This window comes from Devosia faecipullorum (assembly GCF_015158295.1).
Classification (GTDB): domain Bacteria; phylum Pseudomonadota; class Alphaproteobacteria; order Rhizobiales; family Devosiaceae; genus Devosia; species Devosia faecipullorum.
The window spans coordinates 217,336-242,681 of record NZ_JACDXV010000004.1 but is presented as its reverse complement, the minus strand read 5'-3'; the positions used below and the strand labels follow the sequence as shown (position 1 = coordinate 242,681).

Below are 25,346 nucleotides of genomic sequence, written 5' to 3'. Positions count from 1 at the left end.
CTTAGCGGGCGAGAACGGTGTTGATGTCCGTGCACAGGTCGGCCGTTGCCTGATCGATGCTTTTCTGTCCCAGAGCCACGGCCTGCACTGCCTTCTGGATGGTATCGACCTCGAGTTGACCCATCTGCGGGATCGCCTCGCTGGGATATTGATAGGCGCGGGCGTCCTGCAATTGCTCGACAAAGACCGGGTATGGGAACTCGGTCCATGGCGCGCCCTGCGCCAGCGATATGGAGCCCGGAATGAAACCGCCGGCAACGGCAAGATCCTTGAACGCATCGCCATGGGTAGCGAACATAATGAATTGTCCCGCCGCGTCCTTGGCGTCGGATGCATCCCACATCACCAGCGGCCAGCCCCCGAGAAAACCGGAACGATTGGCGGGGCCCGCCGGCACCTTGGCGATGTCCACGGCGTCTAGCCATTCGGGCTTTTCGGTCGCGAGGTCGCGGTAAAGGCTCGGATGCATGAGGATCATGCCGTAGCGTCCGTCGAGGAAGCCACGCTGGAAGGCGTCGCCATTCATACTGGCAGCGTCAGGATGGGTCGAGCCGTCGAGCGCGATGCCGGTATAAACATCAAGCGCGGCGCGGAATTCAGGGCTGTCAAAACCGCACGAACCGTCTTCATTCAACATGCGCGCGCCATAGCCGAGATAGGCGCTCATGAAATTGTGGACGGTGAAATAATCGAGGCTGGTGGATAGCGCCATGCCATAGGTGCCGTCCGGCGCACTGGCGGTGAGGGTCTTGGCCACCGAGCGCAACTCGTCCCAGCTATCCGGCGGCGAATTGGGATCAAGTCCCGCCGCCTCGAACAGATCCTTCCGGTAATAAAGCGCGCGTGTCTCCACGGCGATGGGGGAGGCCCACCAATGGTTGTCCAGATGGTAATAACCCCTGTCGCCCGGCCAAATGTCGGATGCGACATCGGTGCCGTTGGCCTCGTCATAGGCCGCGAAGGCGTCGTCGAGCGGGGCCAGCGCCCCGATGGCCTGGAACTGAGCGACGACATTGTTGCCGAGCATGGACACATCGGGCAGGCCGCCCGTGGTCAGCGCCGTCACCAGGCGCTGCTGCTGTTCCGACCAGGGCACGATTTCCATGACGACGTCGATACCTTCATGGCTGGCCTCGAATGCGTCGATGATCGCGTTCCAGGCGGCGATGTCGTTCGGGTTGGTCGAGAACTGCCAGAAAGTCACGGTTTCGGCATAGGCCGGAACAGTGAGCAGGGCAGAGGCGAGCGCGCTTGCTGCCAGCAATTTATGCCGCATGATAAATCCTCCCTATGAACCCGCTCAATTACGGGTGACGCTTCTCCCCAAAAGCGCTTATGTCATCGTTGACATGTTTAATGGTTAACATGTGGTTGGCTGGCGTGTCAAATTGTCGCTGTTGCGGGGGCGAGGCCTGTTGATTGGCGAATGATCAGGCTCGTTTCGAGAATGATTTCATTGAGCATGGGCCGATTTTCGATGGCGGCCAGCGCCATTTCGAAGCCGTGGCGACCAAGGGCCGCGACCGGCTGGGCGACGGTGGTCAATTGTGGGGCCAGATAGGGTGCCAGAGTGTCATCGAAACCGACGATCGACAGATCTTGCGGCACGCGCTTGCCAGCCTTGTAGAGTGTCTGCATCACGCCCATGGCCAGAATATCGCAGGTGGCGAAGATCGCGGTGGGCGGCGATTTCAGCGCCAGCAGAGCCGTCGCATGAGCCCGCCCTTCCGCGCCGGAAATGTCGTTGTCGAGATCGTAATATTGCCCCAGCCGCACATTGTCGGGATGGATGCCAAGGCCATGGGCGGCCATGCCGTCGCGATAGGCGTCCAGCCGGTCGTCCTCCACCGATCGCCGCCGCGCCGCGTCCTGCGGATAAAGGCCGGGGTCTCCTCCGACAAAGGCTATGCGCTGATGGCCGAGTTTCACCAGATGGTCGATGGCGGCACGGGCCCCGACATAATTGTTCACGCGCACGCAACGGGTCGAATGAGTCAGCGAGCGCTCGATTTCGATGGTCGGAATGCCAGCCGATTCAAGCACTTCGATATTGGCGGGGCTGGCGGCGGTACAGAACAGCACCGCATCGACACGCTGGGCGATAAAGGTTTCGACCCCATGGCGTTCATAACTTTCGCTGCCGCCATGGTTGAAAATGACGACACGATAGCCTGCGGCAATGGCCGCTTTTTCCACCGCATGAGCCACGCCGACAAAGATGGGATTGACGGTAATCGCAGTGAGCATGAGCCCGATGGTCTGGCTGCGCTGGGTACGCAGGTTGCGCGCCACGACATTAGGCCGGTAATTGGTCGCGGCCACCGCTGCCAGCACCTTTTCGCGGGCTTCCTTGGAGATGTAGCCCTGCTGCTTGAGCACACGATTGACCGTGGCCGTGGAAACCCCGGCCAGCTTGGCGACTTCCAGCAGTGTGGCGGTCTTGGCTGACAATATGATCCTCTGTTTCGCCGATCTTGGATCACAGCGGTCCCGGCGGCAAGCCTGCTATCGCCCGCGGAACCGACGTTGATAGTCGGGATCGTACAGCGCGCTTTCGCGAAAACCATTGGCGCCAAGGCCTTTGCCGACAAAAATCAGCGCCGTGCGCTCGACGGGGCTGGCCGCGAACTTTTCGGTGATGTCGGCCAGAGTGCCGCGCAGGATCATTTCGTTGGGGCGGCTCGCATGGGCGACGATGATCACCGGGCAATCCTCGCCATAGACCGGGAGCAGCTCGGCGACGACAGCATCCAGCGCGTGAATGGCGAGGTGGATGGCCAGGGTCGCTCCGGTCGCGGCGAATCCCGTCAGCGTTTCGCCGTCGGGCATGGGCGAGGCGCGGCCGCCAATGCGGGTAAGGACGACGCTCTGTGCGACTGCCGGAATGGTCAGTTCCCGTCCGATGGCGGCGGCGGCGGCGGCAAAAGCGGGAACGCCAGGGGTGAGCGTATAGGGAATTCCCAACCGGTCGAGACGGCGCATCTGTTCGGCCACGGCGCTCCAGACGGATAGATCGCCGGAATGGAGCCGTGCCACGTCCTCGCCCGCCGCATGGGCGCGGACATATTCGGCCTCGATCTCATCCAGCGACATTGGCGCCGTGTCGACCAGACGCGCGCCGGGCCCACACCAGGCGAGCATGTCATTGGGAACGATGGACCCGGCGTAAAGGCAGACCGGGCATTTGGCCAGGAGATCACGGCCACGTACGGTAATGAGATCGGCTGCGCCCGGGCCGGCGCCGATGAAATGAACGGTCATGTTTCGATTCCTGCCGCGCGGCCACGGCCAAAGCAATGCGCATTGTTGCCCCGACGAGGAGCGCGTGTTTCCCCCAGGGTCGCCGACCCTGGCCGGCACCGATCCCCGGAACCTATTCCCGCCCGCGTCCCCCGTGGGATAGAAGGAGCGGAGAGAATGCCAACAGGCTCAATCATCCCTTCGTCCACCGCCATTGGGTGATCGGCATGGACGGGCGCCAGCCTTTCATGCTGCCGAGCGGCTCGGCCTGGGCGAGGGAAAGGCGCACTAGCTCACCGCCATGGGTCGCATGGCGGGCAACAAGAACCTGCTCCATTTCGAGGGTCACCGCATTGGCGACGAGGCGCCCGCCGGGGCGCAAAGCGGCAATTGCTGCCTCCATGACGCCGGGATCGGACCCGCCGCCGCCCACGAAAATGGCATGCGGAGGCATGAGGGTAGTCAGGGCGTACGGCGCCTGCCCCTCGATCAGGGTCAGGCCGGGGACGCCGAAAGCTGCGGCGTTGCGCCGGATGCGAGCGGCGCGCTCGGGATTCGGTTCGATGGCTATGGCGTGCAGGCTGGGATCGGCCAACATCCATTCGATGCCGATGGAACCGGAGCCCGCCCCGATGTCCCAGAGAATTTCATGCCGGCGCGGCGCAAGGGCAGCAAGGGTGAGGGCACGAATGTCGCGCTTGGTAATCTGCCCGTCATGCTCGAACAGCTTGTCGTCCAGCCCCGGCGTCATTGGCAGCACCCGTGCACCGGGCAGGGGCATGACGCTTATGGCGCAGAGATTGAGCGGGTTGACATCGGTGAGGGCAAAAAGCTCGGCGATCTGCGAGCGTATCGTCTCGTTGGGCCCGCCAAGCGCCTCCATCACTGTGACAATGGATCGCCCGAAACCGGATTCTGTAAGCAATCGGGCGAGAGCTTCGGGACCATGTTCGTCGGAGGTCAGTGCCAGAATACGGTTCGCTTCCTGCAGATGCGGGCGAATGAGGTCGATGGGGCGGCCATGCAGCGACAGCGAAGCCACCTCCTGCAGGGGCCAGCCGAGCCTTGCGGCGGCCAGGCTGAAGGCCGACGAATGGGGAATGGTGCGCATCTCTGCCGGATCGACATGGCGGGACAGACTGGCCCCGATCCCATAATGGAACGGGTCGCCGGAGGCGAGCACGCAGACCGCGCGGCCTTTTTCGGCGAGAACTGCGTCTATGGATTGGGAGAAGGGCGAAAGCCATTGGCGGGGGGCGCCGTTGATAGCTGCGGCGGCCAGATCGAGATGGCGCGCGCCGCCAAAGACGATTTCAGCATTGGCGATGGCGGCACAGGCATTGGGGGACAGCCCGGAAAGTCCGTCCTCGCCGATGCCGACAATAGTGAGCCAGGGCTCAGTCATGCGACAACCTCGATACGACCCCGAGAGGGGCGAGGTTGCCACAGCTGCATCCGCATAGAGTGAGAATGGGATTTTTCATCAGATCCCCGCACTTCGCGGCGAATAGACCAGCGGGTCCAGGCCGGGTCGTTCGATTATGCGGGTTTCCGCCGAGCCGATGATGACGCAGGTGGCCATGTCGGCCTGCTGTTGGTCAGCCTCCGCCAAGGGGATAACGACGAAGTTTTCGTCGGCGCGGCCCACGGCGCGGCCGAAAATGACCGGAGTGGTGATCGGCAGAACTTCGCGCAGGATCTTGAACGCGGTGGCAAGCTGCCAGGGCCGGGCCCTGGAAATGGGATTGTAGAGCGCGATCACCAGGCCGGCCTCGGCCACGGCGCGCAGCCGCCGCTCGATCAATTCCCAGGGCTTCAGATTATCCGACAGGGATATGGCGCAGAAATCATGGCCCAAAGGCGCTCCGGCGCGGGCGGCCACGGCAAGCATGGCGGTGACACCGGGCAGAACCTTGATCTCGAGGCGGCGCCAGGTTTCGGGGCCTGTCTCGATAGCCTCGCAAATGGCGGCAGCCATGGCGAAGACACCGGGATCGCCTCCCGAGACGACGCAGACCTTGGCCCCGCGCACCGCCGCATTCAGCGCCGATCGGGCGCGGTCGATTTCCTCGCGATTGTCGGAGGCGACGCGCGATTGACCGGGGCCAAGCTTCAGCCGGTCGAGATAGGGGCCGTAGCCGAAAAACAGCTCCGCCGCAGCTATGGCTTCGAGGGTTTCCGGCGTGGTCTGGCCGGGATTGCCGGGGCCGGTGCCCACTATGGTCAGAGAACCGCTCATGGGCGCGCGCTCCAGCCGGGAACAAGGATCAGCGAAAAATAGGGAGCGCCATCGTCATGCTTGTCCGTGAGCTTCATGGACAAGCCATTCGCCATGGTGCCGCGTTCGACATAAACGGCGCTCGCCAGCCGCCCCGTTTCGGCCAGGGCCGCGCGCACCTTGGGCAGGTTGCGCCCGAGCTTCATGATCACCGCCCCCTCGGTAGCGGAAAGACGCCGGGCCAAATCGGCCTGATCCAGCGTGCCCGGCAGGATGGTGAGAACGTCGTCGCCCTGCACCAGCGGCAATCCGGCGGCGGACCAGGAGCCGGACATGGCGGTGATGCCGGGGATCACTTCCGTGTCGTAATGCGGGGCGAGGCGCACATGCAGGTGCATATAGCTGCCGTAAAACAGCGGATCGCCTTCGCTGAGCACGGCAACCTGGCGTCCCTGATCGAGATGGGTGGCAAGCCGCGTCGCTGCTTCCCCGTAAAAGTCCTGAATACGGGATTTGTATGCGTCGTCATGACGGTGAATTTCGATGGTCACCGGATAGTCCAGCGCTTCCTCGATCTGGCCGGGGCGAAAATGCGCACTGGCAATAGAGCGAGCATTGCTGGGATTGCCGCGCTTGGCGAAAAAGGCCACAACATCGGCATTCTCGATGGTGCGCGCCGCCTTGAGAGTCAAAAGGTCTGGGTCACCGGGGCCGGTGCCGACGCCGAAAAGTTTCCCGGTCACAGGCCTGACCTCGCCAGAGCGTTGACGCAGGCTGAGGTCATAGCGCTGCCGCCCAGGCGGCCGCGCACGATGGCATAGGGCACGCCATAGGAGTGTTCGGCCAGAGCCTGCTTGGATTCGGCGGCGCCGACAAAGCCGACCGGCATGCCGATGATGGCGGCCGGTTTCGCTGCACCGTCGCGCAGCATTTCAAGCAGGTGAAACAGGGCCGTGGGCGCATTGCCGATGGCCACGACAGCGCCCTCCAAATGCTCGTCCCAGAGATGCAGCGCCGCCGCAGAGCGGGTATTGCCGATTGTAGTGGCAAGGGCGGCAGTACGCTCGTCGCGCAGCGTACAGATGACTTTGTTTTGCGCCGGTAGCCGAGCGGCGGTGATGCCGCGCGCTACCATTTCCGCGTCACAGAGAATAGGCGCACCGGCTCGCAGCGCCTCCCGTGCCGCGGCAACGAAACCGGGGCCAAAGACGAAATGCGCTGCCGCTTCGACCAGACCCGCGGCATGGATCATGCGCACGGCGAGGTCTGCTTCATCCTCTGAAAAGGCCACGAGATCGGCCTCCTGGCGGATGATAGCGAAGGACTGGCGATAGATGGCATCGCCATCCTTGATATAGTCGTATTGGGTCATCGAGCTTCCTGCCGGGCGGCGACAGCGGGGATGAGTCCGGCCTCATCCAGAATTTCACTAGGCGTATCGCCCGCGCGGCCATTGATGACAAGGCCAATCCCATCGGCGCGGCCAACAAGGGTCACATCCGTCGCGCGCGGATGGGCGCAGCCCTTGGCGCAGCCCGAGACGTGCAGATGCGTGCCAGGCTGAACATGGCTGGCCAGCAATTCGGCCAACCGGCGGGCGGCAATATTGCCGGAGGCGCAGCCGTCACTGCCGATACAGGCGCTGATCCGCAGGCGGGCATCGTCGGATGCGACGATGAAGCCAAGCGCGGCGGCCTGCGCGACGAGTGAAGGCGAAGCGCCATCAAACAGCAGCCTGTTGCCGGGCGCGAGGCGGATATTGCCAAGACCGGCGGTGCGGGCTCCGTCGGCGAGGACGATCAATGCCTCGCCATGCATCTGGCCGAAGGGCAGGGCGATGGCAGTGGTGTGACCGCTCGTGAGCTGCATCGTGACGCCCCCTTCTTCCGGCCTTTTCGACAAGGGGGGAATTGCCCCGTGGTGTGTGCTGATGGGGGATGCGTTTGTCACCGGGAAAAGGTCCGTCGCGCGCGCATCGGCACCAAAGGCAGCCAGCGCACCGAGCATTGCGAGAGTGGCAGAAATGGCCCCTTCCGCGTCCATGACCTGCGGCTTGCCGTCGCCGAAATGAACGGCCCAGTGCGCAGCATCAAGTGCGACGAGGCGAATATCGGCCTTGAGGCTGGCGAGAGAAATTTGACCGGCGCTGTCCACGACGACGCTGACCTTGGGTCCGAGTTTTCCATGCATTGCCATGGCCCCGGTGCGGATAGCTTCGGCGAGCGGTCGGGAATCGGCTTTCTCCATCGGGTCTTCACCGGACAGCGGCGATATGTCGATGACCAGACCGGTCTCGAGATCAAAAATTGCCGAGACTGCGTCCTCAAAAAGCGGCGCACTGGACGGCGACAGACCGCGTACCTGCAAATTGCCACGCGCCGAGACTTCGACAAGCCCATTGCCATGGACGAGCGCCAGATTGGCGAGCAAGGTCAGGTGCTCCGGGCTTAGCCGATTGCCCGAAATCCGCAAACGGGCGAGCAGACCGTCACCGGTCAGCATCGGCGTGTCGAGCGTGGGGCAGGCGCCGCGGCGGCTTGGCGCTATGACTGTGGTCAAATCCATAATCGTGGTTTAGCAGGCCCGTCCGCCGCGCACTACTGCGCCTCGCGCAGCAGATAAATATCCATGATCCAGCCATGATGCGCGCGTGCAGCCTGTCGGGCGGCGACGATCTCCTCGGCCACATCTCCCAGCCTGCCGGAAATGAGAATCTGGTCTGGCGTGCCGAGAAAGGCGCCCCAGAAGATTTCGAGGTCTGGATCGGCGTCGCGGAAGGCCAGGCGTCCGTCGAGCATGACCACGCTATCGGTTTCAACAGGGCCGAGCTGGCGTCCGGTGGTGATCAGAACCGGCTGGCCAATGCGATTGAGCGTGATGCCATGGGCGGCAGTCAAGGCCTGGATCGCGGTAATGCCCGGAATGACTTCCACCATGATCGGGACTGAGACACGTTCGAGAATCCTGAGGGTGGAATCATAGAGGCCCGGATCCCCCCAGACGAGGAATGCACCGCATCCATTGTCGGGAATTTCGGCGATGAGCTGGCTAAAAATCTCGCCCAGTGCCTCATGCCAATGGTCCACGCCCTGCCCATAATCGGGATTGGCCGCGTCACGCCGGGGCACCTCATAACCGATCTGGCGGGGCGCGCCGGTGACGACGCGGGAAATGATGGTGCGCCGAATGTCGGCCAGGTCGGCCTTGCCTGCGCCCTTGTCGGGAACGAATAGCACGTTGGCGCGATTGAGCGCCGTGATCGCAGCGAGGGTCAGGTGTTCGGGGCTGCCGGTGCCGATGCCGACGACAAGAATGGTCTTCATGGGGCTCGTCCTATCACTCTTCGTCGTCCTTGACTGCCTCCATCGATACATGGGGCGAAGTATCGGCGACATGGGGCCGGGCGGAGATTATCTCGCCCAGCACTTCCCGATAGGCGGCGAAGTCCTTGCGGCGCACCTGAGCAGATAATTGTAGTTCGAGGCGATCATATGGGCCTGTTCGACCTCAGGAAGGGCATGGGCCGCCTTATCGAAGGCTTCGAGCGCGGCCTTGCGGGTGTCGTTGAGCCTGGCCTCGACTAAGGTGATATGCGGCAGGCCAGCGTTGCTGGACGTTGCGCATCCATTATTTGCGGGAGACGGTGGCGTCCCGAATCATTGGCATGCATACCCGTAATTCTGCGCGGGTGAAGTGCCTCGCGGTCGAGGTGCACGCTGGTAATATTTATGTGAACCGCAATCAGTTTGGTACCGTGGTGGGTAGCCAGCCTTTGGCTTGCCTCCAAACCCTGCCGCGCGACACGCTGTTCTGCCTGGGGCCTGACTCCAAAGATATCGTCGAGGAATGGGCCATGGCCGAGCCGGCCGGATGCCAGGCGCAGGCGGCAATGCCTTCCCGATGGCCGCCGCGCTTTAAATCATCCGAAATGTCGCGTTTCCGAACCCCAAACCGTTCCCACTTTTACAGGAAACGGTTTGGGTGCGCGCGGCTTCACATTTGGTTGACGGCAAAGACTTTCCTGCGCCGACGAACTTGACCTTCCCACCTTGGAAGGCCGCAGGAAGGTGCTTCATCAAATGGAGGATTTCATGAGACCCGTCCTTATCGCCGCCGCGCTGCTCACAATGTCATTCCCGGCCCTGGCCCAGGACCATTCGGGCCACAGCGCCCATGCCGCCAGTTCCGACAGCGCCGCCACCCTTGCCTATCGCGATGCCAATGGACGGATGCATGCGGAGATGGACATTGCCTATACCGGCAATGCCGATGCCGATTTCATCCTCGGCATGATCCCGCACCATCAGGGTGCGGTCGACATGGCGCGCATCGTACTGGAACATGGCGAGGACGCGGACGTGCGGGCGCTGGCCGAGGCGGTAATCGAAACGCAGGAGGCCGAGATCGCCTGGATGCGGGAATGGCTGGAAAAGCACGGCTATTGAGGTCGGCTGGTCAGTCTGACCCGCCGGGCCGCGATACCGAATTGCGCACGATCAACTCGGCCCGGAGCAGGACTTCGCGCGATTTGGGCTGCTCGCCAGCCAACATGGCGAGCAGCAATTCCATGGCCGCCTCGCCGATGCGCAGGCGCGGCTGCTTCATGGTGGTGAGCGAGGGGCTGACGAAACTGGCAAAGGAAATATCGTCAAAGCCCATGACGGAGAATTGCCGGGGCAATTCATAGCGGCGGGCATTGAGCGCGATGATCACACCGAGCGCCGTTGCATCGTTGACGCACAAAAAGGCGGTGGGCAGGGCGTCGCGCACGAACATCAGTTCGGCTGCGGCGCGGCCGCTTTCGGTAGTGCCGTCGCCATCGAGAATGAGGCGCGGATCGATGGCGATGCCTGCCCCCTCCAGCGCGGCGCGATAGCCCGCCTCGCGCAGCCTGTTGATCTCGCGGCTGGTGGAATGGCCGATAAAGGCGATACGCCGATGCCCTTGCGCAATCAGGTGCTCGGCGGCAATGCGCGCGCCCTCGAAATTATCGACGCCGACAAAGGGAATGTCCTGGCCCAGCACCGGCTCGTTGACCGCTACCATCGGCGGCAGCCGCGTTTCACCGCGATCCTGCCCGAAGCCAAAGGGCAGGTGGCCGGTAAACAGGATCAGGCCATCGGCCTGGTTGGAGGAAATGAAGCGCAGATAATCGGTCTCGCGGCTCGGATCGTTCTGAGTATTGCCGATCAGCAGGCCATAGCCGCGCTTGCTGGCCTCGGTTTCCAGGCCCACCAGGATGTTGGAAAAATTCGGGTCGCCCACATCGGGAGCCAGAATGAGGATCATGTTGCTGCGCCGCATGCGCAGCGAGCGGGCCATCGCATTGGTGGTATAGCCGGTGCGGGCGACGGCCTCGGCGACCTTGCGGCGCGTGGCGTCGGCCACTTTGGTGGGCTCATTGATGGCGCGGCTGACCGTGGCAATGGAGACCCCGGCCATGGCCGCAACATCCTCGATTGTCGCCAGCTTCCGCTGCTGCACCGGATCGCTCCAAACTCGACGCATGGCTCGATAGTCCAATGCGCCCCCGCCTTTAGCAGATGCCGCATTCTGCGCTACGGCAATCGCCAGAGGCATATACACTTTTGCCCTTGTGTAAACCTTTACATCGGAGATGAAAACCTTTACATCATCGGGCGAGCAAAGAGCGGCAAGTCAAAAAAGCGGCCATGCTCGGGGAGGGACGGCAGCATGGTCGAGGCGCAGGGCGAAAACCTGAAACCGATTCTGTCGGCGCATCGCATCTCCAAGTCCTTTGGCGACATACAGGTGCTGTTCAGCATCGATTTCGACATCCGGCCGGGCGAAGTCCACGCCATTATCGGCGAGAACGGCGCCGGCAAATCCACCCTGATCAAAATCCTGTCCGGCATCGAACAGCCGACATCGGGTTCCATCACCTATGATGGCCAGAACGTGGTCCTGCCGCCCAATGGGGAAGCCGCGGCCATGGGCATCGTGGTGATCCACCAGGAATTGCTGCTGGCCGAACATCTGAGCGTGGCGGATTCGATCTTCCTTGGCCGCGAATTGCGCTCGGGTCCGTTTTTGAGACTCAAGGAAATGCGCGACCAGACCCGCGACATCCTCGATGTTCTGCATGTCCGGATCGACCCCGATGCGCGCATCAACACGCTATCGGTGGCCGACAAACAGATGGTGGAGATCGCCAAGGCGATCAGCCGCGACGCCCGGGTCATCATCATGGACGAGCCGACAGCCGTCTTGTCGGTGGCCGAAACGCAGACCTTTTTCGAGCAGATCCGGCGGCTGACCGCCAAGGGCGTCGCGGTGATCTTCATCTCGCACAAGCTCGATGAAATCATGGAACTGGCCGACCGCGTGACGGTGCTGCGCGACGGGCAATTGATCACCACGATCGGAACGGAAAACCTGACGCCCGATTCCATCGCCCAGATGATGGTGGGGCGCGAATTGTCCAATCTCTACCCGCCCAAGCACGAGCCGGACGTGGACGCCGAAATCGTGTTGAAGGTACGCGATCTGGCGGCGCCGAGCGTGTCGGGCATATCCTTCGATCTCAAGCGCGGGGAAATTCTCGGCTTTGCCGGACTGATCGGTTCGGGGCGCACGGCGGTGGCCGAAGCCATTGTCGGGTTGACCCGCAAAAGCGCCGGCGCTGTCGAGATGCATGGCGCCCCGGCCGATTTTTCCGATGTTTCCAAATCCGTTGCGGCGGGCCTGGCCTATATGACCAAGGACCGGAAGGGGCGGGGGCTTCTGCTCAATGCGGGCCTCCAACCCAACCTCACGCTGCTGACGCTGAAAAAACACCTGCGCCACGGATTTCTCGACGGGCGCAGCGAGGAAAGGGCGCTCGAGCGCGCGGTGCGCCGCTTCGATGTGCGCGCCCGCGATCCATCGGTGCCGGTCGGCAAGCTTTCGGGCGGCAACCAGCAGAAGCTGATGCTGGGCAAGACCATGGAGAGCGAGCCCGAGATCGTCATCATGGACGAGCCGACGCGCGGCATCGACGTGGGCACCAAGCAGCAAATCTATCACATCATCGCGGCGCTGGCCGCCGAGGGTAAGGCGATCATCGTCATCTCCTCGGAAATGCAGGAAGTCATCGGCCTTTCGCACCGCGTAGTCGTCATGCGCAATGGACGCATGGCCGGGGTGCTGGAGGGCGCGGAAATAACGGAAGCCGAGATCATGCGCTACGCGGCCGGCATCAAGCAGGGTGGAGAAAATGACCGTGTCAGCGCCTGAAAATGCGAGCAAGCCGCAAAAGGCCTTCAAGCTCGATCTGAAGACCGCCGGGCCGCTCTTGGCGCTGATCCTGCTGATCATTCTCGGCTATGGGCTGAATCCGGCCTTCCTCAATGAAGGCAATATCACCAATCTGCTGACCCGCTCGGCCTTTATCGGCATCATCGCGGTGGGCGCCACCTTCGTGATCACCACGGGCGGCATCGACCTCTCGGTCGGCTCCATGGCCGCCTTCATCGCCGGCATGATGATCCTGATCATGAATTCGGCGGTCGCCAGCATGGGCGCCTCGGTCTGGACCGTGCTGCTGGGCATAGGCTGCTCATTGATCCTCGGGATCGGCGCCGGTTTCGTCAACGGCTTCCTCACCACCAAGGGCAAGATCGAAGCCTTCATCGTGACGCTGGGCACGATGGGCATTTATCGCTCGCTGATCACCTATTTCGCCGATGGCGGCACGCTTTCGCTCAACAATGGCGCCCGCGAAATCTATCGGCCCGTCTATTACGACAGCTTCCTGCGCGTGCCCTATCCGGTCTGGGTCTTCATCCTCGTCGCCGTCCTCGGCTGGATTTTGATGAACCGCACCGCCTTCGGCCGCTATTGCATGGCCATCGGCTCCAACGAGCAGGTGGCGCGCTATTCGGCCATCAAGGTCGATCGGGTGCGCACCTGGACCTATATCTTGCAGGGCCTGTGCGTGTCGCTCGCCACCATCATCTATGTGCCGCGTCTCGGCTCGGCCTCCTCGGCCACCGGCGTGCTCTGGGAACTGGAAGCCATCGCCGCGGTGATCATCGGCGGCACCATGCTCAAGGGCGGCTATGGCCGGATCGGGGGCACGGTGATCGGCGCGCTGATCCTCACCGCCATCGGCAATATCCTCAATCTCACCGACATCATCTCCAATTACCTCAACGGGGCGGTGCAGGGCGTGATCATCGTGGCCGCGGTCTATCTCCAGCGCGGCAGCCTCAAGACCAAGAACCGGGCCAAAAAACCCGAATGACCAAGATTCCCGGCCTCTCACGGGGCGGGCAAAACCGGCGCGACAGCGCCTATTTCAAGGGAGGACTACCCATGTCTATCAAGGCATTGACCCTGGCCCTGGCCGCGACCACCGCCCTGGCGGCCCCGGCTCTGGCGCAGGACAAGATCACGATCGGCGTCTCCATTCCGGCGGCGACCCATGGCTGGGCCGGTGGCCTCAACTGGCATGCCCAGGAAGCCGAAAAGCGCCTCGAAGCACTGCATTCCAATATCGACATCGTTCTGGTGACGGCCAATAGCCCGGCCGACCAGGCCGGCGATATCGAAGACCTGATCTCGGTGCAGCAGATCGACGCGCTGGTCGTCCTGCCGTTTGAATCCGATCCGCTGGTCGAGCCGGTGCGACTTGCCAAGCAGGCGGGCGCCTTCATCACCGTGGTCGATCGCGGCCTGCCGGACACCTCCATCCAGGACGTCTATGTGGCCGGCAACAATACCGAGCTGGGCTCGACCTCGGCTGAATACTTCAAGACCCGACTGGGCGAGGGCGACAATATCGTCATCCTGCGCGGCATCCCGACCGTGATCGATACCGAACGCTTCGACGCCTTCATGGCCGGGATCGAAGGCTCGGGCATCAATGTGCTGGACAACCAGTTCGCCAACTGGAACCGCGATGACGGTTTCGAGGTGATGCAGGACTTCCTGTCCCGCTTCCCCGATATTGATGGCGTCTGGGCGCAGGACGACGACATCGCCATGGGCGTGGTGGAAGCCGTGCGCCAGGCCGGCCGCGACGGCGAAATGTTCATCGTCGGCGGCGCCGGCATGAAGGACGTGATCAAGGGCATCATGGATGGCGACACCCTGATCCCGGTGGACGTGCTCTATCCGCCCGCCATGATCGCCACCGCCATGGACGTGACCGTCGCCAATTTCACCTCCAACGGTCCGGTGTCGGGCGAATATATCCTGGGCGCACCGCTGGTCACCCAGGACAATGCCGCCCAGTACTATTTCCCCGACAGCCCGTTCTAGAGCGGCGTGCGTTCTATCGAACGCATAGTGACGCTCTATCTTTTTGTTATCGCATCGTTTTTGCAGAAAACCGGATTCCACTTTTCTGCACGATGCTCTAAGACGGTCTGTGACAAACGAGAAAGGGGCGCCGCGCGGGCGCCCCTTTTGCTTTGGCGGCAGCAAGCGGGCTATGCCGCCTCGGGCGTATAGCCGGCATCGCGGATCGCTTCCGCGCCCTTGGCCTTGTCGCCGGTGAAGCTCACGCTCTTGCTGGCCAGGTCGATCTGGATAGTGCTGCCCGGCAGGGCGGCTTCGAGCGCGCCGCGCACCGTACCGACGCAATGATTGCAGGTCATGTCGTTGACGATAAAAGTGGTCTTGTCAGTCATCTCAGTGCCTTTCTCCGGCAAGGTCGTCTAAAATCGGGCAGTCGGGTCGGGTGTCGCCATGGCAGCAATGGGCGAGGTGCTTCAGCGTCTTCACCATGCCTTCGAGCTCGGCGATCTTGGTTTCGAGCGCCTTGATATGGCTGTTGGCGATGTCCTTCACCTCGCCGCTGGCGCGGGTCTTGTCCTGCCAGAGCGCCAGCAGCGTGGCGGTTTCCTCCACGGAGAAGCCGAGCGTGCGGGCGCGGCGGATGAAGCGCAGCACATGGACCTCGTCCTCCCCATAGACGCGATAATTGCTGTCGGTACGATGGGGCGGCGAGATGAGGCCGATCTGCTCGTAATAGCGGATCATCTTGGCCGAAACGCCGGATTGATCGGCGGCTTGTCCGATATTCATGCGGTAACTCCTTTTACGCCGCGCAGCCGCTGGGCATTGGCGACGACGAAAACCGAGGACAGGGCCATAGCCCCGGCGCCGATCATCGGCGACAACAGGATGCCAAAGCCCGGATAGAGCAGGCCGGCGGCGACCGGGATCAGCAGGGCGTTGTAGCCAAAGGCCCAGAACAGGTTTTCCCAGATATTGCGCAGGGTGGCGCGGCTGACGGCCAGGGCATTGAGCACCTGCCTGAGGTCACCGCCGAGCAGGATCACATCGGCGCTTTCGATGGCGGCGTCGGTGCCGTTGCCGACCGCGATGCCGATATCGGCTTCGGCCAGTGCCGGGGCGTCATTGATGCCGTCCCCGACATAGGCGACGACGCGGTCACCGTCCCGCAGCGCCTTGATGGCGGCCACCTTGTCGGCGGGAAGCACTTCGGCCTGAACCTCGTTGATGCCGAGCTGGGCGGCGATGGCCTGGGCGGTGCGACGATTGTCGCCCGAGATCATCGCCGTCTTGAGGCCCATCCGATGCAGCGCCTCGATCACCGCCTTGCTGGTCGGCTTGATCGTATCGGCGACGACGATGGCGGCGGCGATCCTGTCGTCGATCGCGGCAAAGACCGGCGTCTTTCCCTCATTGGCGAGCGCTTCGATGGCCCCCGAGAAGCTGGAGAAATCGAGGTGAGCCATATGCTTTTGTGCGCCGACCGCGACCAGACGGCCATCGATGCGGGCGGTGACGCCGGTGCCCGGATTCGAAACGAAATCGGTGACCTCGCCCAGAATGAGCCCGGCTTGTTCGGCTGCGGCGACGATGGCGGTGGCGATGGGGTGCTCGGACCGGGATTCGACGACGGCGGCCAGCGCCAGCACTTCGTCACGGGTGAAGCCGTCAGCGAGGATGATGTCGGTCAGCCTGGGCTTGCCCTCGGTCAGGGTGCCGGTCTTGTCGAAGGCGACGACCTTGGCGTCGCGAAGCTGCTGCAAGGCCTCGCTCTTGCGGAACAAGACGCCAAGCTGGGCGGCGCGGCCGGTGCCGACCATGATTGACATCGGCGTGGCGAGACCCATCGCGCAGGGGCAGGCGATGATGAGGACGGCGACGGCATTGACCAGCGCAAAGGTCAGCTTCGGCTCCGGCCCGATCAGGAACCACACAACGGCGGTGACGATGGCGATGCCGATGACGATGGGCACGAAAACCGCAGTGATCCGGTCCACGACCGCCTGAATGGGGAGTTTTCCGGCCTGCGCATCCTCGACCATGCGGATGATCTGGGCCAGCATTGTGTCGGCCCCAACCTTGGTGGCGCGAAACCGGAAGGAGCCGGAGGTGTTGAGCGTGCCGCCGATCACCGACGCACCCACGCCCTTGGAAACGGGCAGAGGTTCGCCGGAAATCATCGCTTCATCGATGTGGCTCGACCCCTCGACGATCTCGCCATCGACCGCGATCTTTTCGCCGGGGCGAACCAGCACGATGTCGCCGACTCGCACGTCTTCGATCTGCACTTCGATGGGCGTGCCGTCGCGGTCGATGCGCGCCGTCCTTGCCTGCTGCTGCATCAGCTTGCGGATCGCCTCGCCGGTGCGACCCTTGCCGATGGCCTCGAGCCAACGCCCGAACAGGATCAGCGTGACGATAACCGCGGCGGCCTCGAAATAGACATAGCGGGTTTCCGCCGGCACCAGATGGGGCGCGAAGGTGACGATGCTGGAATAGAGCCAGGCAGCGCCCGAGCCGAGCGCGACCAGAGAATTCATCTCGGGTGCACCCCGGAACAGCGCCGGAAAGCCGATGCGAAAGAAGCGGCGGCCCGGCACGAAGAGTACTGCCGTCGCCAGCACGAAATAGAAAACATAAAGCCATTGCATGGGCACCACGCCCAGCAGCCAGTGATGGAAAGGCTCGTAAATATGGCCGCCCATTTCCAGAACGAAGAGCGGCAGGGTGAGAATGGCCGAGATGATCACGTCGCGCCGGAGCAGGGCCGCGTCCTCGTCGTGATGGTGGCCATGATCATGGGCGGACGAATCGGGCTGGCGGATGCTGGCGGCGTATCCAACCTTTTCGATGGCCTGGAGCAGGGCCGCAGGATCGCCACCGGTAATGGTCGCGCGCTCGGTGGCCAGATTGACAGAGGCCGTCTCGACGCCGGGCACCTTGAGCAAGGCCTTTTCCACCCGCGACACGCAGGAAGCGCAGGTCATGCCTGAAATATCTAGATTTGTGGGTGCGGAATGGACTTGCTGGTTCATGTTTCTTACCTCGTCCGCAACCATATAAACCTTCCCATTGTGGTAAGGTCAAGGCTTCGCTGGGGAGAACGCGCGGGTTGAAATGCTGCGACCACTTGGCACAGCGACAATCCTGCGGCTTATTGTGCGGGGAGCGTTGCCATAAGTCTTGCGCTGTCAGGAGGCCGATCATGCAGACGGTTCGCAAGGACATCCACAATTCCGAGGTTCCAGTGCTCTGTCAGAGCTGTGAGGCGCGGCACCAGGGCATTTGTGGCGCTCTCAATCCGGAACAATTGCTGACCCTCTCCAAAGCGACGCGCCGGGTGCGCAAGGATGCCGGCGAGGAATTGATGGCCGATGCCATGCCGATCAGCTCCTATTCCAATGTGCTGCGCGGCGTCATCAAGCTGACCAAGGTGCTGGAAGACGGGCGCCAGCAGGTGGTGGGGCTGCAATTTGCGCCGGACCTGCTCGGCAGGCCCTTCGCCAGCGAAAGCCGGGTCAGTGTCGAGGCGGCGTCCCAGGTCGATCTCTGCGTCATTCCGAAACAGGCGCTGGAAGCGCTGATGCTCGACAGCGCGCCGCTGGAACATCGCGTCATGATGCAGGCGCTGCGCGAACTGGACGAAGCGCGCGACTGGATGGTGACGCTGGGCCGCAAGACCGCCGCCGAGAAGGTGGCGAGCTTCCTGTTCATGATCGCCAGCCATATCGACCCGACGGACGAAGAGGCCCGCGCCAAGTTCGACCTGCCGCTCAGTCGCTCCGACATCGCCGATTTCCTTGGTCTGACCATCGAAACGGTCAGCCGTCAGATCAGCAAGCTCAAGGCCGACGGGGTGATCGAGATCGTCAATTACCGGCACGTCACCGTGCCCGATCTGGCCCGGCTCCGGGTGCGCTGCGGGTAAGGTTTGCGCCTCCAGCCAATTTGGTCTTTTCTATCCAGTTCTTCGTCATTGCCCTGCTCGTCCGGGCAATCGAGTCTTGTTGCACCCTCCATGGACCACCCGAATAAACCGGGCGGTGACGGTGGTAGAAATGTCAGGGTGACGACGTGAAAAAAGGGCCGGTACAGCACCAGCCCTTTTAACGTCTGGGTCGCACTTACTCAGCGATCGGGACCGGCTTCCGGCCCGCTTGGCGCGCGATGCGCCGGTCTTCGCGCATCTCGAACCACATGGCATTGAGAATGCCGAACATGCAGGCGAGGCTCACGCCCAAAATCCACGAGAAATACCACATCAGAATTCTCCTAATAGGCGTTGGGGTTCTTGGTGAGGTTGTCCGCCGTCACCGGCCCGCGCATCACCCGGAATACCCAGGCGGTGTAGAGCAGGATGATCGGCAGGAAAACCAGCGTCGCCAGGAGCATGATGAACAGCGTCAGGTGGCTCGACGAGGAATCCCACAATGTCAGCCCGGCATTGAGCATGGTCGAGGACGGCAGGAAGAACGGGAAGATCGACAATCCCGCCGTGGCGATGATGCCGAAAATGCCGGCGCTGGTGGCGAGATAGGCGAGCCATTTGCGGCGGGCCGAGAGACCAAGGACGGCCAGGGCCATGCCGGCCAGGCCGATCACCGGAGCGGCGATCATCCAAGGATAGGTGCCGTAATTGCGCAGCCATCCGCCCCGAACCAGTTCGACGCTTTTGCTCAACGGATTGATCGGCGCATTGGGATCGATCACCGAGGTGACGACATAGCCGTTCATGAAACCAACCCAGACGCCGCCCAGCGCAAAGAGCGCGATGGTAAGAAGACCGGTCCAGATGCCATAGCGGCGCGCCCGCTCGGCGATGATGCCTTGGGTGCGGCCGGCAATGAGGGCGGCGCCATGGGTAGCGATCATGCCGACACTGACGAGGCCCGCGAGCAAGGCGAAGGGCATCAGCAATTGGAAGAAATTGCCCGTATAGAAAATGCGCATCGTGTCATCGAGGTGGAAGGGCGCGCCCAGCATGACGTTGCCCACTGCGACGCCCATGATCAAAGCTGGCACGAAACCGCCGATGAACAGCGCCCAGTCCCAGGTTTCCCGCCAGCGTGGATCTTCGACCTTGCCGCGGAACTTGAAGCCAACGGGCCGCAGGATCAGCGCCAGAAGGATGACCATCATGGCGAGATAAAAGCCCGAAAAGCTCACCGCATAGAGCGGCGGGAAGGCGGCGAAGATGGCGCCGCCCCCCAGGATGAGCCAGACCTGATTGCCTTCCCAGGTCGGGCCGATGAGATTGAGCAGCACGCGCCGCTCCTCATCGGTGCGGGCGACGAAAGGGAGTAGCGCCCCCACGCCCAGATCGCGTCCACCCATGATGGCAAAGCCGATGAGCAGGACACCGAGCAACAGCCACCAGACGAGGCGCAGCGTTTCATAATCGAGTGGAATGGTGCTCACGATCCAAGCTCCTGAGTTGCGGGCGTTGCGGGAAGAACGGCGATGACGAAATCGTCTTCGTCCTGCTGCTGCCCCTTGCTGGCGAACAATTGATCCTTCGGCCCGGTCTTGATGACGCGGACCATGAGGATGACCATGATCACGATCAGCACCGAATAGAGCAGCACGAAGAAGCTGAGCGAGAGCACGAGGTCGAGCACCGTCAGGCCCGAGGCGGCGTAGAAGGTGGGCAGAACGCCTTCCACCACCCAGGGCTGGCGGCCGAATTCGGCAATGAACCAGCCGCTTTCGATGGCGACCCAGGGCAGGGGCAACGTGAACAGGCTGAACCAGAGCAGAGGCTTGTTGGTATCGATCCAGCCCCGCGATGCCCGGTAGAACCACAGCGCGAAGAAGGCGATGTAGAAAAAGCCCAGGCCCATCATGATGCGGAAGGTCCAGAACAGGGGCCAGACGCTGGGGACCGTGTCGTTGGCGGCCATGACGATTTCCTCGTCGGTCGCATTCTCTATGTCCACGCGGTACTTTTTCAACAGGAGACCATAGCCCAGGTCGGGCCAGTATTCATCGAATACGGCGCGCGCCTGCTGATTGCTGCCGTCGGCCCGGATGTCCTGCAGCGCATTATAGGCGACGATGCCCGAGCGGATGCGATCCTGCGCGCGCTCGACCAGTTCGTTGATGCCGGGAAGCTCCTCGGTGAACGAGCGTGTGGTGATGAGACCACCGACCCAGGGCACCGAGATGTGGAAGCCCAATTTGCCGTCTTCGCCAGGGAATCCGATCAAAGTCCAGGGCGCAGGCGCAGGCTCGGTTTCATACATGGCTTCGAGCGCCGCGATCTTCATGATCTGGTGTTCGGTCGCGACGTAGCCGCTCTCGTCACCCAGCACCACGACCGACAGCGCCGAGGCGAGCCCGAAGCTGGCGGCGACCACGGCCGAGCGCCGGGCCAGCTCGACATGTTTGCCCTTGACCAGGAACAGCGCCGAGATCGCCAGCACGAAGACTGCGCCGGTGAGATAGCCGGCGCTGACCGTATGCACGAATTTGGCCTGCGCCACCGGATTGAAGATCACCGCCATGAAGTCGGTGATTTCCATGCGCATCGTGTCGGGATTGAACTTGGCGCCGACCGGATTCTGCATCCAGCCATTGGCGACGAGGATCCAGAGCGCCGAGAAATTGGCGCCCAGGGCGGTCAGCCAGGTGACGACCAGATGGCCGACCTTGCTCAGGCGGTCCCAGCCGAAGAAGAAGAGGCCGATGAACGTGGCTTCGAGGAAGAAGGCCATCAGGCCCTCGATGGCGAGCGGCGCCCCGAAGATGTCGCCCACATAATGGCTGTAATAGCTCCAGTTCATGCCGAACTGGAATTCCATGACGATGCCGGTGGCGACACCCATGGCAAAATTAATGCCGAAGAGTGTGCCCCAGAACAAAGTCGCCTTCCGCCAGATATGGCGTCCTGTCATCACATAGACGCTTTCCATGATGGCCATCATGAAACTGAGGCCGAGCGTCAAGGGGACGAAGATAAAATGGTACATTGCGGTGGCGGCAAATTGCCATCGCGACAAGTCGACGACGAGCATATCAATCATGGCATGTAGGCCTCGGAGTTTCGATAGCCGGGAGGAGGCTATTCGTGACTCTAGCCTATCTCCATCACCGCCAAGTTTGCCTTGATTCAGATCAAGACAGCTTGTTCTTCCCGCCTTTAGGGTGATCTTGCCATGATAAGGACTGTCCAGTTTTGACCACGAATGACCGAGAGGCCGGCAAGATGCTCGGCCGCCTGCGCCACCACGGCGGCATGGCCTTGTGGATCGCTTTTCTGGCGCCGCTGGCCGGTGGTGCTCTCTTGGTCTGGCAAGCCTGGACACTGGCCGACGTGCTGGGCCGGGCCATCCAGGAAGGCGTTCCCGCCGCCGTGCTGATGCCTTCGGTCGGGTTGATCTTCGGCCTGCTTCTGATCCGGGCCGGTCTGGGCGCATTGGGCGAACAGGCGGGGCTGATTGGCGCGGAGGCGATCAAGCGGCACCTGCGCCAGGCACTGTTTACCCGGCTTTTGGCGCGTTCGCCGCGCGATGAGGAGGCGGCGCCATCCGGCCTTGCCGCCGCAGCAATTGTCGATCAGGTGGAGGCGCTGGACCTCTATTTCGCGCGTTATCTGCCGGCTGCCTTGCAGGCGGCGCTGCTGCCGCTGGCCTTTGGCGCCATCATCCTGCCGCTGGATTGGGTGGCTGGCGTGCTGTTCCTGGTGACTGCGCCGCTGATTCCCGTGTTCATGGCGCTGGTCGGCTGGGGCGCCCAGGTCGCCAGTGACCAGCAGGCCAGGGCGCTGAGCCATCTGTCGGGCCGCTTCAGCGACCGGCTGAAGGGGATACTCACCCTAAAACTGTTCGGACGCGAAAAGGCGGAAACCGACGGTATTGTCGAGGCCAGTGAGCGGCTGCGCGTGCGCACGCTGAAAGTGTTGCGCATCGCCTTTCTGTCCTCGGCCGTGCTCGAATTCTTCGCCGCGCTCGGCGTTGCCGGGATCGCGCTTTATGTCGGGCTCACCTTCATCGATTATCTGCAATTGCGGGGCAGCCCGCTCAGCCTGCATGTGGGCGTGTTCCTGCTGCTGATGGCCCCGGAAATCTACAATCCGCTGCGCCTGCTGGCGTCCCATTATCATGACCGCGCCAATGCCAAGGCGGCACTGCTCGAAATCGAGCGCCAGCTTGGTGCTGTGCCGAGCGAACCCTTGGCGCTGGCCGACATTGCCCCCCATGGTGGGCCGGCCATTGACGTGGCGCTGGACGGGTTGACCTTGCGCACGCCCGACCGCATGCGCACAGTGCTGGAAGACGCGACCGTCAGAATTGCGCCGGGCCAGCATGTCGCCATTCTCGGCGCCAGCGGTTCGGGAAAATCCACCCTGCTCGAAGCCATTGCAGGGCTGCGGCAACAAGATGCGGGGATCAGTCTCGACAATCGGCCACTTGCCGATTGGCCCGAAGCCGAATTGCGCAGCCGGGTCTTCCTTTTGACCCAGAAGCCGCGCCTGATTCATGCCAGCATCGCCGACAATATCGCCCTGGCGTGCCCCGACGCCACGCGCAGCGATATTGAAAAGGCCGCCGAGCGGGCCTCGATCAATCTTGTCGCCGCCGCGCTGCCCGACGGGCTCGATACGATCATCGGCGAAGACGGGATCGGCCTCTCGGGCGGGCAGGCGCAGCGGGTCGCTCTGGCCCGGCTATTCCTGCGCGATGCCAGCCTCATCCTCATGGATGAGCCGACAGCGCATCTCGATACCGAGCTGGAAGCGGAAATCATCGGCACCTTGCTCGAATATGCCACCGGACGCACCATAATCATTGCCACCCATTCCCAGAGCCTCGCCAATCGCATGGACCGAGCCTGGCGCATTGCCGGAAAGCATCTGGTCGAAGCGCCCAATCACCGCCGCGACAGGGGCGTTGCATGAGAGCGCTCTTTTCCTTCCTACCGCTGTTCCGCCAGCGCAGCGCTGCGTTCGGCCTGGCGCTGCTGCTCTCGCTGATCACGCTCCTGGCAGGCGTCGCGCTGCTAGGAACCTCGGGCTGGTTCATAACCGCGACAGCGCTGACCTCGCTGGGACTGGGATTCAATCTCTTCGTGCCTTCGTCCATGGTGCGCGGCTTTTCCTTCATCCGTATTCTCACCCGCTATGGCGAGCGGCTCGTCGGGCATAATGCGACGCTGAAGCTGCTGTCTGACCTGCGCGGCTGGCTCTTTGCCCGCCTGTTTCCGCGCCTGCCGCTGCCGGACCGGTCGCTGCGCCACGGTGATCTCGTCAGCCGTCTCACTGCCGATGTGGATGCGCTGGACAATGCCTTCCTCGTCGCTATAGGACCCTGGGTCGCGGCTTTGGTGCTGAGCACGGGCATGACGCTTGTGCTCGCGGCCCTGCTGCCCGGCGCGGCGATGATCTATGGCCCGGCGATGGCGGCGGCGGTGCTTGCCGTGCCGCTCGGGCTGATCGGACTGAGCCGCGCCGCGGGACGGGCCAGCATCGAGGCTAGTGCCGATATGCGCATGGCAGTGCTCGATGGCGTTATCGGCCATGCCGACCTGACGATCATGGGCGCATTGGGTACGACCGCACGCCGCTTCGACGAGGCCAGCGCCATTGCCGCCGGCCTGCGCCAGCGGCTTGGCGCCTATACATCCGGGGCGGCCGCCGGAGTGCAGATTCTGGCGGCGCTGGCGCTGGTGGGTAGTCTTTGGGCCGGACTTCAGGCGCTCGACGCCGGTGCGGTGGATGGTCCGGTCATGGCTGGGCTGCTGCTGGCCGTTCTGGGCAGTTTCGAAGTCACCTCCATGATCGTGCGCAGCGTCGGCAAGGCCAGCGCTGCCATCGCCGCCGCTGAACGGCTCAACATGCTGGCCGAACTGGAGCCGCCCGTGAGCGAGCCGGCCCAGCCATTAGCCCTGCCGCGTGACGGCGCCATCGCTTTCGAAGACGTCAGCTTTGGCTATCCCGGCCTGCCGCCGGTCCTGTCGGGCCTGTCGCTCGATATTGCGCCCGGCGAGCGCATCGCCATTGCCGGGACCAGCGGCAGCGGCAAATCGACCTTGCTGCGTCTCTTGCTGCGGCTGGCCGAGCCGCAACAGGGCGAAATCCGCATCGGCGGCGTGGCGCTGGATCGGTTCCGCACTGCCGACATTCATGCCCATATGGCGCTGCTGAGCCAGGACAGCCCGGTCTTCATCGACACGATCCGCAACAATCTGCTGATCGGGCGGTCCGATGCCGATGACGCGCAATTGTGGGTGGCCTTGGCCAAGGCCCAGCTCGATGAGCATGTTCGCCTCCTGCCCAAGGGACTCGATACCGTCGTGGGAGAGGCCGGGCGGACATTGTCGGCGGGGCAGGCGCGGCGCCTCTGCCTGGCGCGGGCGCTGTTGAGCGACGCTCCCGTGCTGCTGCTGGACGAGCCGACCGATGCGCTGGACCGCGACACCGAACTGGCCTTTTTCCGTATTCTGGCGGAGACGGCGGGGGGCCGCGGCATCATCCTGGTGACCCATGCTGCCATTCCCGAAGGCACGGTCGACCGCGTGCTCACGCTAAGGAACGGATGTCTGGTCTGAGCTGCGGCGCTTCTGCATGGCTGCTGACCATTTGGTCAAAAATTGAATTCACGCGGAAAATGAGGCGGGATTTCGTAATTTCCTTGTCATTTCAATGTCA

26 protein-coding genes are annotated in these 25,346 nt (G+C 62.9%); 8 read left to right on the top strand and 18 right to left on the bottom strand.

Annotated features, from left to right (window positions below; all coding sequences use genetic code 11):
* Position 1: 1 nt before the first annotated feature.
* From H0482_RS11720 to H0482_RS11675, 11 genes are all read right to left on the bottom strand, one after another.
* Entirely contained in the window at positions 2 to 1,276 is a 1,275-nt protein-coding gene (locus H0482_RS11720) for an ABC transporter substrate-binding protein (RefSeq protein ID WP_193730235.1), read from the bottom strand.
* A 107-nt stretch (positions 1,277 to 1,383) separates the two neighbouring features.
* Entirely contained in the window at positions 1,384 to 2,451 is a 1,068-nt protein-coding gene (locus H0482_RS11715; protein WP_193730234.1) for a LacI family DNA-binding transcriptional regulator, read from the bottom strand.
* A gap of 54 nt (positions 2,452 to 2,505) precedes the next feature.
* Positions 2,506 to 3,261: a precorrin-4 C(11)-methyltransferase gene (cobM, locus tag H0482_RS11710; RefSeq protein ID WP_193730233.1), complete on the bottom strand. Its 756-nt coding sequence runs from the start codon at positions 3,259 to 3,261 to the stop codon at positions 2,506 to 2,508.
* A 172-nt stretch (positions 3,262 to 3,433) separates the two neighbouring features.
* Positions 3,434 to 4,645 (bottom strand): precorrin-6y C5,15-methyltransferase (decarboxylating) subunit CbiE, encoded by a 1,212-nt coding sequence (gene cbiE / locus H0482_RS11705; RefSeq protein WP_193730232.1) that lies wholly within the window; start codon positions 4,643 to 4,645, stop codon positions 3,434 to 3,436.
* A gap of 78 nt (positions 4,646 to 4,723) precedes the next feature.
* Entirely contained in the window at positions 4,724 to 5,479 is a 756-nt protein-coding gene (locus H0482_RS11700) for a precorrin-3B C(17)-methyltransferase (protein ID WP_193730231.1), read from the bottom strand.
* Positions 5,476 to 6,201, bottom strand: a complete 726-nt coding sequence (locus H0482_RS11695; protein ID WP_193730230.1) for a precorrin-2 C(20)-methyltransferase — start codon at positions 6,199 to 6,201, stop codon at positions 5,476 to 5,478. Before H0482_RS11695 ends, H0482_RS11700 begins: the two co-directional genes overlap by 4 nt.
* Positions 6,198 to 6,830: a precorrin-8X methylmutase gene (locus H0482_RS11690; RefSeq protein ID WP_193730229.1), complete on the bottom strand. Its 633-nt coding sequence runs from the start codon at positions 6,828 to 6,830 to the stop codon at positions 6,198 to 6,200. Before H0482_RS11690 ends, H0482_RS11695 begins: the two co-directional genes overlap by 4 nt.
* The gene (gene cobG / locus H0482_RS11685) at positions 6,827 to 8,017 is read right to left on the bottom strand and encodes a precorrin-3B synthase (RefSeq protein WP_193730228.1); all 1,191 of its coding nucleotides are present in this window, start codon (positions 8,015 to 8,017) and stop codon (positions 6,827 to 6,829) included. The genes H0482_RS11690 and cobG overlap by 4 nt, the downstream gene beginning before the upstream one ends.
* Before the next feature lie 38 nt (positions 8,018 to 8,055).
* Positions 8,056 to 8,781, bottom strand: a complete 726-nt coding sequence (gene cobF, locus H0482_RS11680; RefSeq protein WP_193730227.1) for a precorrin-6A synthase (deacetylating) — start codon at positions 8,779 to 8,781, stop codon at positions 8,056 to 8,058.
* A gap of 13 nt (positions 8,782 to 8,794) precedes the next feature.
* Positions 8,795 to 8,917 (bottom strand): hypothetical protein, encoded by a 123-nt coding sequence (locus H0482_RS16780; protein WP_269144684.1) that lies wholly within the window; start codon positions 8,915 to 8,917, stop codon positions 8,795 to 8,797.
* Positions 8,869 to 9,048 (bottom strand): Lrp/AsnC ligand binding domain-containing protein, encoded by a 180-nt coding sequence (locus H0482_RS11675; RefSeq protein WP_330998257.1) that lies wholly within the window; start codon positions 9,046 to 9,048, stop codon positions 8,869 to 8,871. The genes H0482_RS16780 and H0482_RS11675 overlap by 49 nt, the downstream gene beginning before the upstream one ends.
* A 74-nt stretch (positions 9,049 to 9,122) precedes the next feature.
* Here H0482_RS11675 and H0482_RS11670 point away from each other — a divergent pair, with 74 nt between their 5' ends.
* Positions 9,123 to 9,497 carry a hypothetical protein gene (locus tag H0482_RS11670; protein WP_193730226.1) on the top strand — a complete coding sequence of 125 codons (375 nt, stop codon included), beginning with the start codon at positions 9,123 to 9,125 and terminating at the stop codon, positions 9,495 to 9,497.
* A 52-nt stretch (positions 9,498 to 9,549) separates the two neighbouring features.
* Positions 9,550 to 9,903 (top strand): CopM family metallochaperone, encoded by a 354-nt coding sequence (gene copM / locus H0482_RS11665; protein ID WP_193730225.1) that lies wholly within the window; start codon positions 9,550 to 9,552, stop codon positions 9,901 to 9,903.
* Positions 9,904 to 9,913: 10 nt separating this feature from the next.
* Here copM and H0482_RS11660 read toward each other — a convergent pair whose 3' ends face one another.
* Positions 9,914 to 10,966 carry a LacI family DNA-binding transcriptional regulator gene (locus tag H0482_RS11660; RefSeq protein ID WP_193730224.1) on the bottom strand — a complete coding sequence of 351 codons (1,053 nt, stop codon included), beginning with the start codon at positions 10,964 to 10,966 and terminating at the stop codon, positions 9,914 to 9,916.
* A 186-nt stretch (positions 10,967 to 11,152) separates the two neighbouring features.
* Here H0482_RS11660 and H0482_RS11655 point away from each other — a divergent pair, with 186 nt between their 5' ends.
* The 3 genes from H0482_RS11655 to H0482_RS11645 all read left to right on the top strand — a co-directional run bounded on the left by H0482_RS11655 (position 11,153) and on the right by H0482_RS11645 (position 14,722).
* Positions 11,153 to 12,694 (top strand): sugar ABC transporter ATP-binding protein, encoded by a 1,542-nt coding sequence (locus H0482_RS11655; RefSeq protein WP_193730223.1) that lies wholly within the window; start codon positions 11,153 to 11,155, stop codon positions 12,692 to 12,694.
* The gene (locus tag H0482_RS11650; RefSeq protein ID WP_193730222.1) at positions 12,675 to 13,703 is read left to right on the top strand and encodes an ABC transporter permease; all 1,029 of its coding nucleotides are present in this window, start codon (positions 12,675 to 12,677) and stop codon (positions 13,701 to 13,703) included. Before H0482_RS11655 ends, H0482_RS11650 begins: the two co-directional genes overlap by 20 nt.
* Positions 13,704 to 13,774: 71 nt before the next feature.
* Positions 13,775 to 14,722 (top strand): substrate-binding domain-containing protein, encoded by a 948-nt coding sequence (locus tag H0482_RS11645; protein WP_193730270.1) that lies wholly within the window; start codon positions 13,775 to 13,777, stop codon positions 14,720 to 14,722.
* Between the two features lie 170 nt (positions 14,723 to 14,892).
* Here H0482_RS11645 and H0482_RS11640 read toward each other — a convergent pair whose 3' ends face one another.
* The 3 genes from H0482_RS11640 to H0482_RS11630 are packed head-to-tail and all read right to left on the bottom strand — an operon-like array spanning position 14,893 to position 17,736.
* Entirely contained in the window at positions 14,893 to 15,093 is a 201-nt protein-coding gene (locus tag H0482_RS11640) for a heavy-metal-associated domain-containing protein (RefSeq protein ID WP_193730221.1), read from the bottom strand.
* 1 nt (position 15,094) lies between these two features.
* Entirely contained in the window at positions 15,095 to 15,490 is a 396-nt protein-coding gene (cueR, locus tag H0482_RS11635; protein WP_193730220.1) for a Cu(I)-responsive transcriptional regulator, read from the bottom strand.
* On the bottom strand, positions 15,487 to 17,736 hold the full coding sequence (locus H0482_RS11630) for a heavy metal translocating P-type ATPase (RefSeq protein ID WP_193730219.1): 2,250 nt from the start codon (positions 17,734 to 17,736) through the stop codon (positions 15,487 to 15,489). The genes cueR and H0482_RS11630 overlap by 4 nt, the downstream gene beginning before the upstream one ends.
* A 170-nt stretch (positions 17,737 to 17,906) precedes the next feature.
* Here H0482_RS11630 and H0482_RS11625 point away from each other — a divergent pair, with 170 nt between their 5' ends.
* On the top strand, positions 17,907 to 18,629 hold the full coding sequence (locus H0482_RS11625) for a Crp/Fnr family transcriptional regulator (protein WP_193730218.1): 723 nt from the start codon (positions 17,907 to 17,909) through the stop codon (positions 18,627 to 18,629).
* Positions 18,630 to 18,825: 196 nt separating this feature from the next.
* On the opposite strand, the gene cydX is transcribed toward H0482_RS11625, so the two are convergent.
* The 3 genes from cydX to H0482_RS11610 are packed head-to-tail and all read right to left on the bottom strand — an operon-like array spanning position 18,826 to position 21,723.
* Positions 18,826 to 18,963 (bottom strand): cytochrome bd-I oxidase subunit CydX, encoded by a 138-nt coding sequence (cydX, locus tag H0482_RS11620; protein ID WP_193730217.1) that lies wholly within the window; start codon positions 18,961 to 18,963, stop codon positions 18,826 to 18,828.
* Between the two features lie 10 nt (positions 18,964 to 18,973).
* Positions 18,974 to 20,119 (bottom strand): cytochrome d ubiquinol oxidase subunit II, encoded by a 1,146-nt coding sequence (gene cydB / locus H0482_RS11615; RefSeq protein ID WP_193730216.1) that lies wholly within the window; start codon positions 20,117 to 20,119, stop codon positions 18,974 to 18,976.
* The gene (locus tag H0482_RS11610; protein ID WP_193730215.1) at positions 20,116 to 21,723 is read right to left on the bottom strand and encodes a cytochrome ubiquinol oxidase subunit I; all 1,608 of its coding nucleotides are present in this window, start codon (positions 21,721 to 21,723) and stop codon (positions 20,116 to 20,118) included. The genes cydB and H0482_RS11610 overlap by 4 nt, the downstream gene beginning before the upstream one ends.
* Before the next feature lie 152 nt (positions 21,724 to 21,875).
* On the opposite strand from H0482_RS11610, the gene cydD reads away from it, so the two are divergent.
* A complete protein-coding gene (gene cydD, locus H0482_RS11605; RefSeq protein ID WP_230989592.1) occupies positions 21,876 to 23,597 on the top strand; it encodes a thiol reductant ABC exporter subunit CydD in 1,722 nt (573 codons plus the stop codon).
* On the top strand, positions 23,594 to 25,246 hold the full coding sequence (gene cydC, locus H0482_RS11600) for a thiol reductant ABC exporter subunit CydC (protein ID WP_193730214.1): 1,653 nt from the start codon (positions 23,594 to 23,596) through the stop codon (positions 25,244 to 25,246). Before cydD ends, cydC begins: the two co-directional genes overlap by 4 nt.
* Positions 25,247 to 25,346: the final 100 nt, after the last annotated feature.

Coding starts and splice junctions, on each gene's coding strand:
- H0482_RS11670 (WP_193730226.1), top strand. CDS start 9,123: ATGCATACCCGTAATTCTGCGCGGGTGAAGTGCCTCGCGGTCGAGGTG.
- H0482_RS11700 (WP_193730231.1), bottom strand. CDS start 5,479: ATGAGCGGTTCTCTGACCATAGTGGGCACCGGCCCCGGCAATCCCGGC.
- H0482_RS11640 (WP_193730221.1), bottom strand. CDS start 15,093: ATGACTGACAAGACCACTTTTATCGTCAACGACATGACCTGCAATCAT.
- H0482_RS11690 (WP_193730229.1), bottom strand. CDS start 6,830: ATGACCCAATACGACTATATCAAGGATGGCGATGCCATCTATCGCCAG.
- cueR (WP_193730220.1), bottom strand. CDS start 15,490: ATGAATATCGGACAAGCCGCCGATCAATCCGGCGTTTCGGCCAAGATG.
- H0482_RS11610 (WP_193730215.1), bottom strand. CDS start 21,723: ATGATTGATATGCTCGTCGTCGACTTGTCGCGATGGCAATTTGCCGCC.
- H0482_RS11645 (WP_193730270.1), top strand. CDS start 13,775: ATGTCTATCAAGGCATTGACCCTGGCCCTGGCCGCGACCACCGCCCTG.
- H0482_RS11630 (WP_193730219.1), bottom strand. CDS start 17,736: ATGAACCAGCAAGTCCATTCCGCACCCACAAATCTAGATATTTCAGGC.
- cobM (WP_193730233.1), bottom strand. CDS start 3,261: ATGACCGTTCATTTCATCGGCGCCGGCCCGGGCGCAGCCGATCTCATT.
- H0482_RS11720 (WP_193730235.1), bottom strand. CDS start 1,276: ATGCGGCATAAATTGCTGGCAGCAAGCGCGCTCGCCTCTGCCCTGCTC.
- H0482_RS11660 (WP_193730224.1), bottom strand. CDS start 10,966: ATGCGTCGAGTTTGGAGCGATCCGGTGCAGCAGCGGAAGCTGGCGACA.
- H0482_RS11625 (WP_193730218.1), top strand. CDS start 17,907: ATGCAGACGGTTCGCAAGGACATCCACAATTCCGAGGTTCCAGTGCTC.
- cobF (WP_193730227.1), bottom strand. CDS start 8,781: ATGAAGACCATTCTTGTCGTCGGCATCGGCACCGGCAGCCCCGAACAC.
- cydC (WP_193730214.1), top strand. CDS start 23,594: ATGAGAGCGCTCTTTTCCTTCCTACCGCTGTTCCGCCAGCGCAGCGCT.
- cbiE (WP_193730232.1), bottom strand. CDS start 4,645: ATGACTGAGCCCTGGCTCACTATTGTCGGCATCGGCGAGGACGGACTT.
- H0482_RS11655 (WP_193730223.1), top strand. CDS start 11,153: ATGGTCGAGGCGCAGGGCGAAAACCTGAAACCGATTCTGTCGGCGCAT.
- copM (WP_193730225.1), top strand. CDS start 9,550: ATGAGACCCGTCCTTATCGCCGCCGCGCTGCTCACAATGTCATTCCCG.
- cydX (WP_193730217.1), bottom strand. CDS start 18,963: ATGTGGTATTTCTCGTGGATTTTGGGCGTGAGCCTCGCCTGCATGTTC.
- H0482_RS11650 (WP_193730222.1), top strand. CDS start 12,675: ATGACCGTGTCAGCGCCTGAAAATGCGAGCAAGCCGCAAAAGGCCTTC.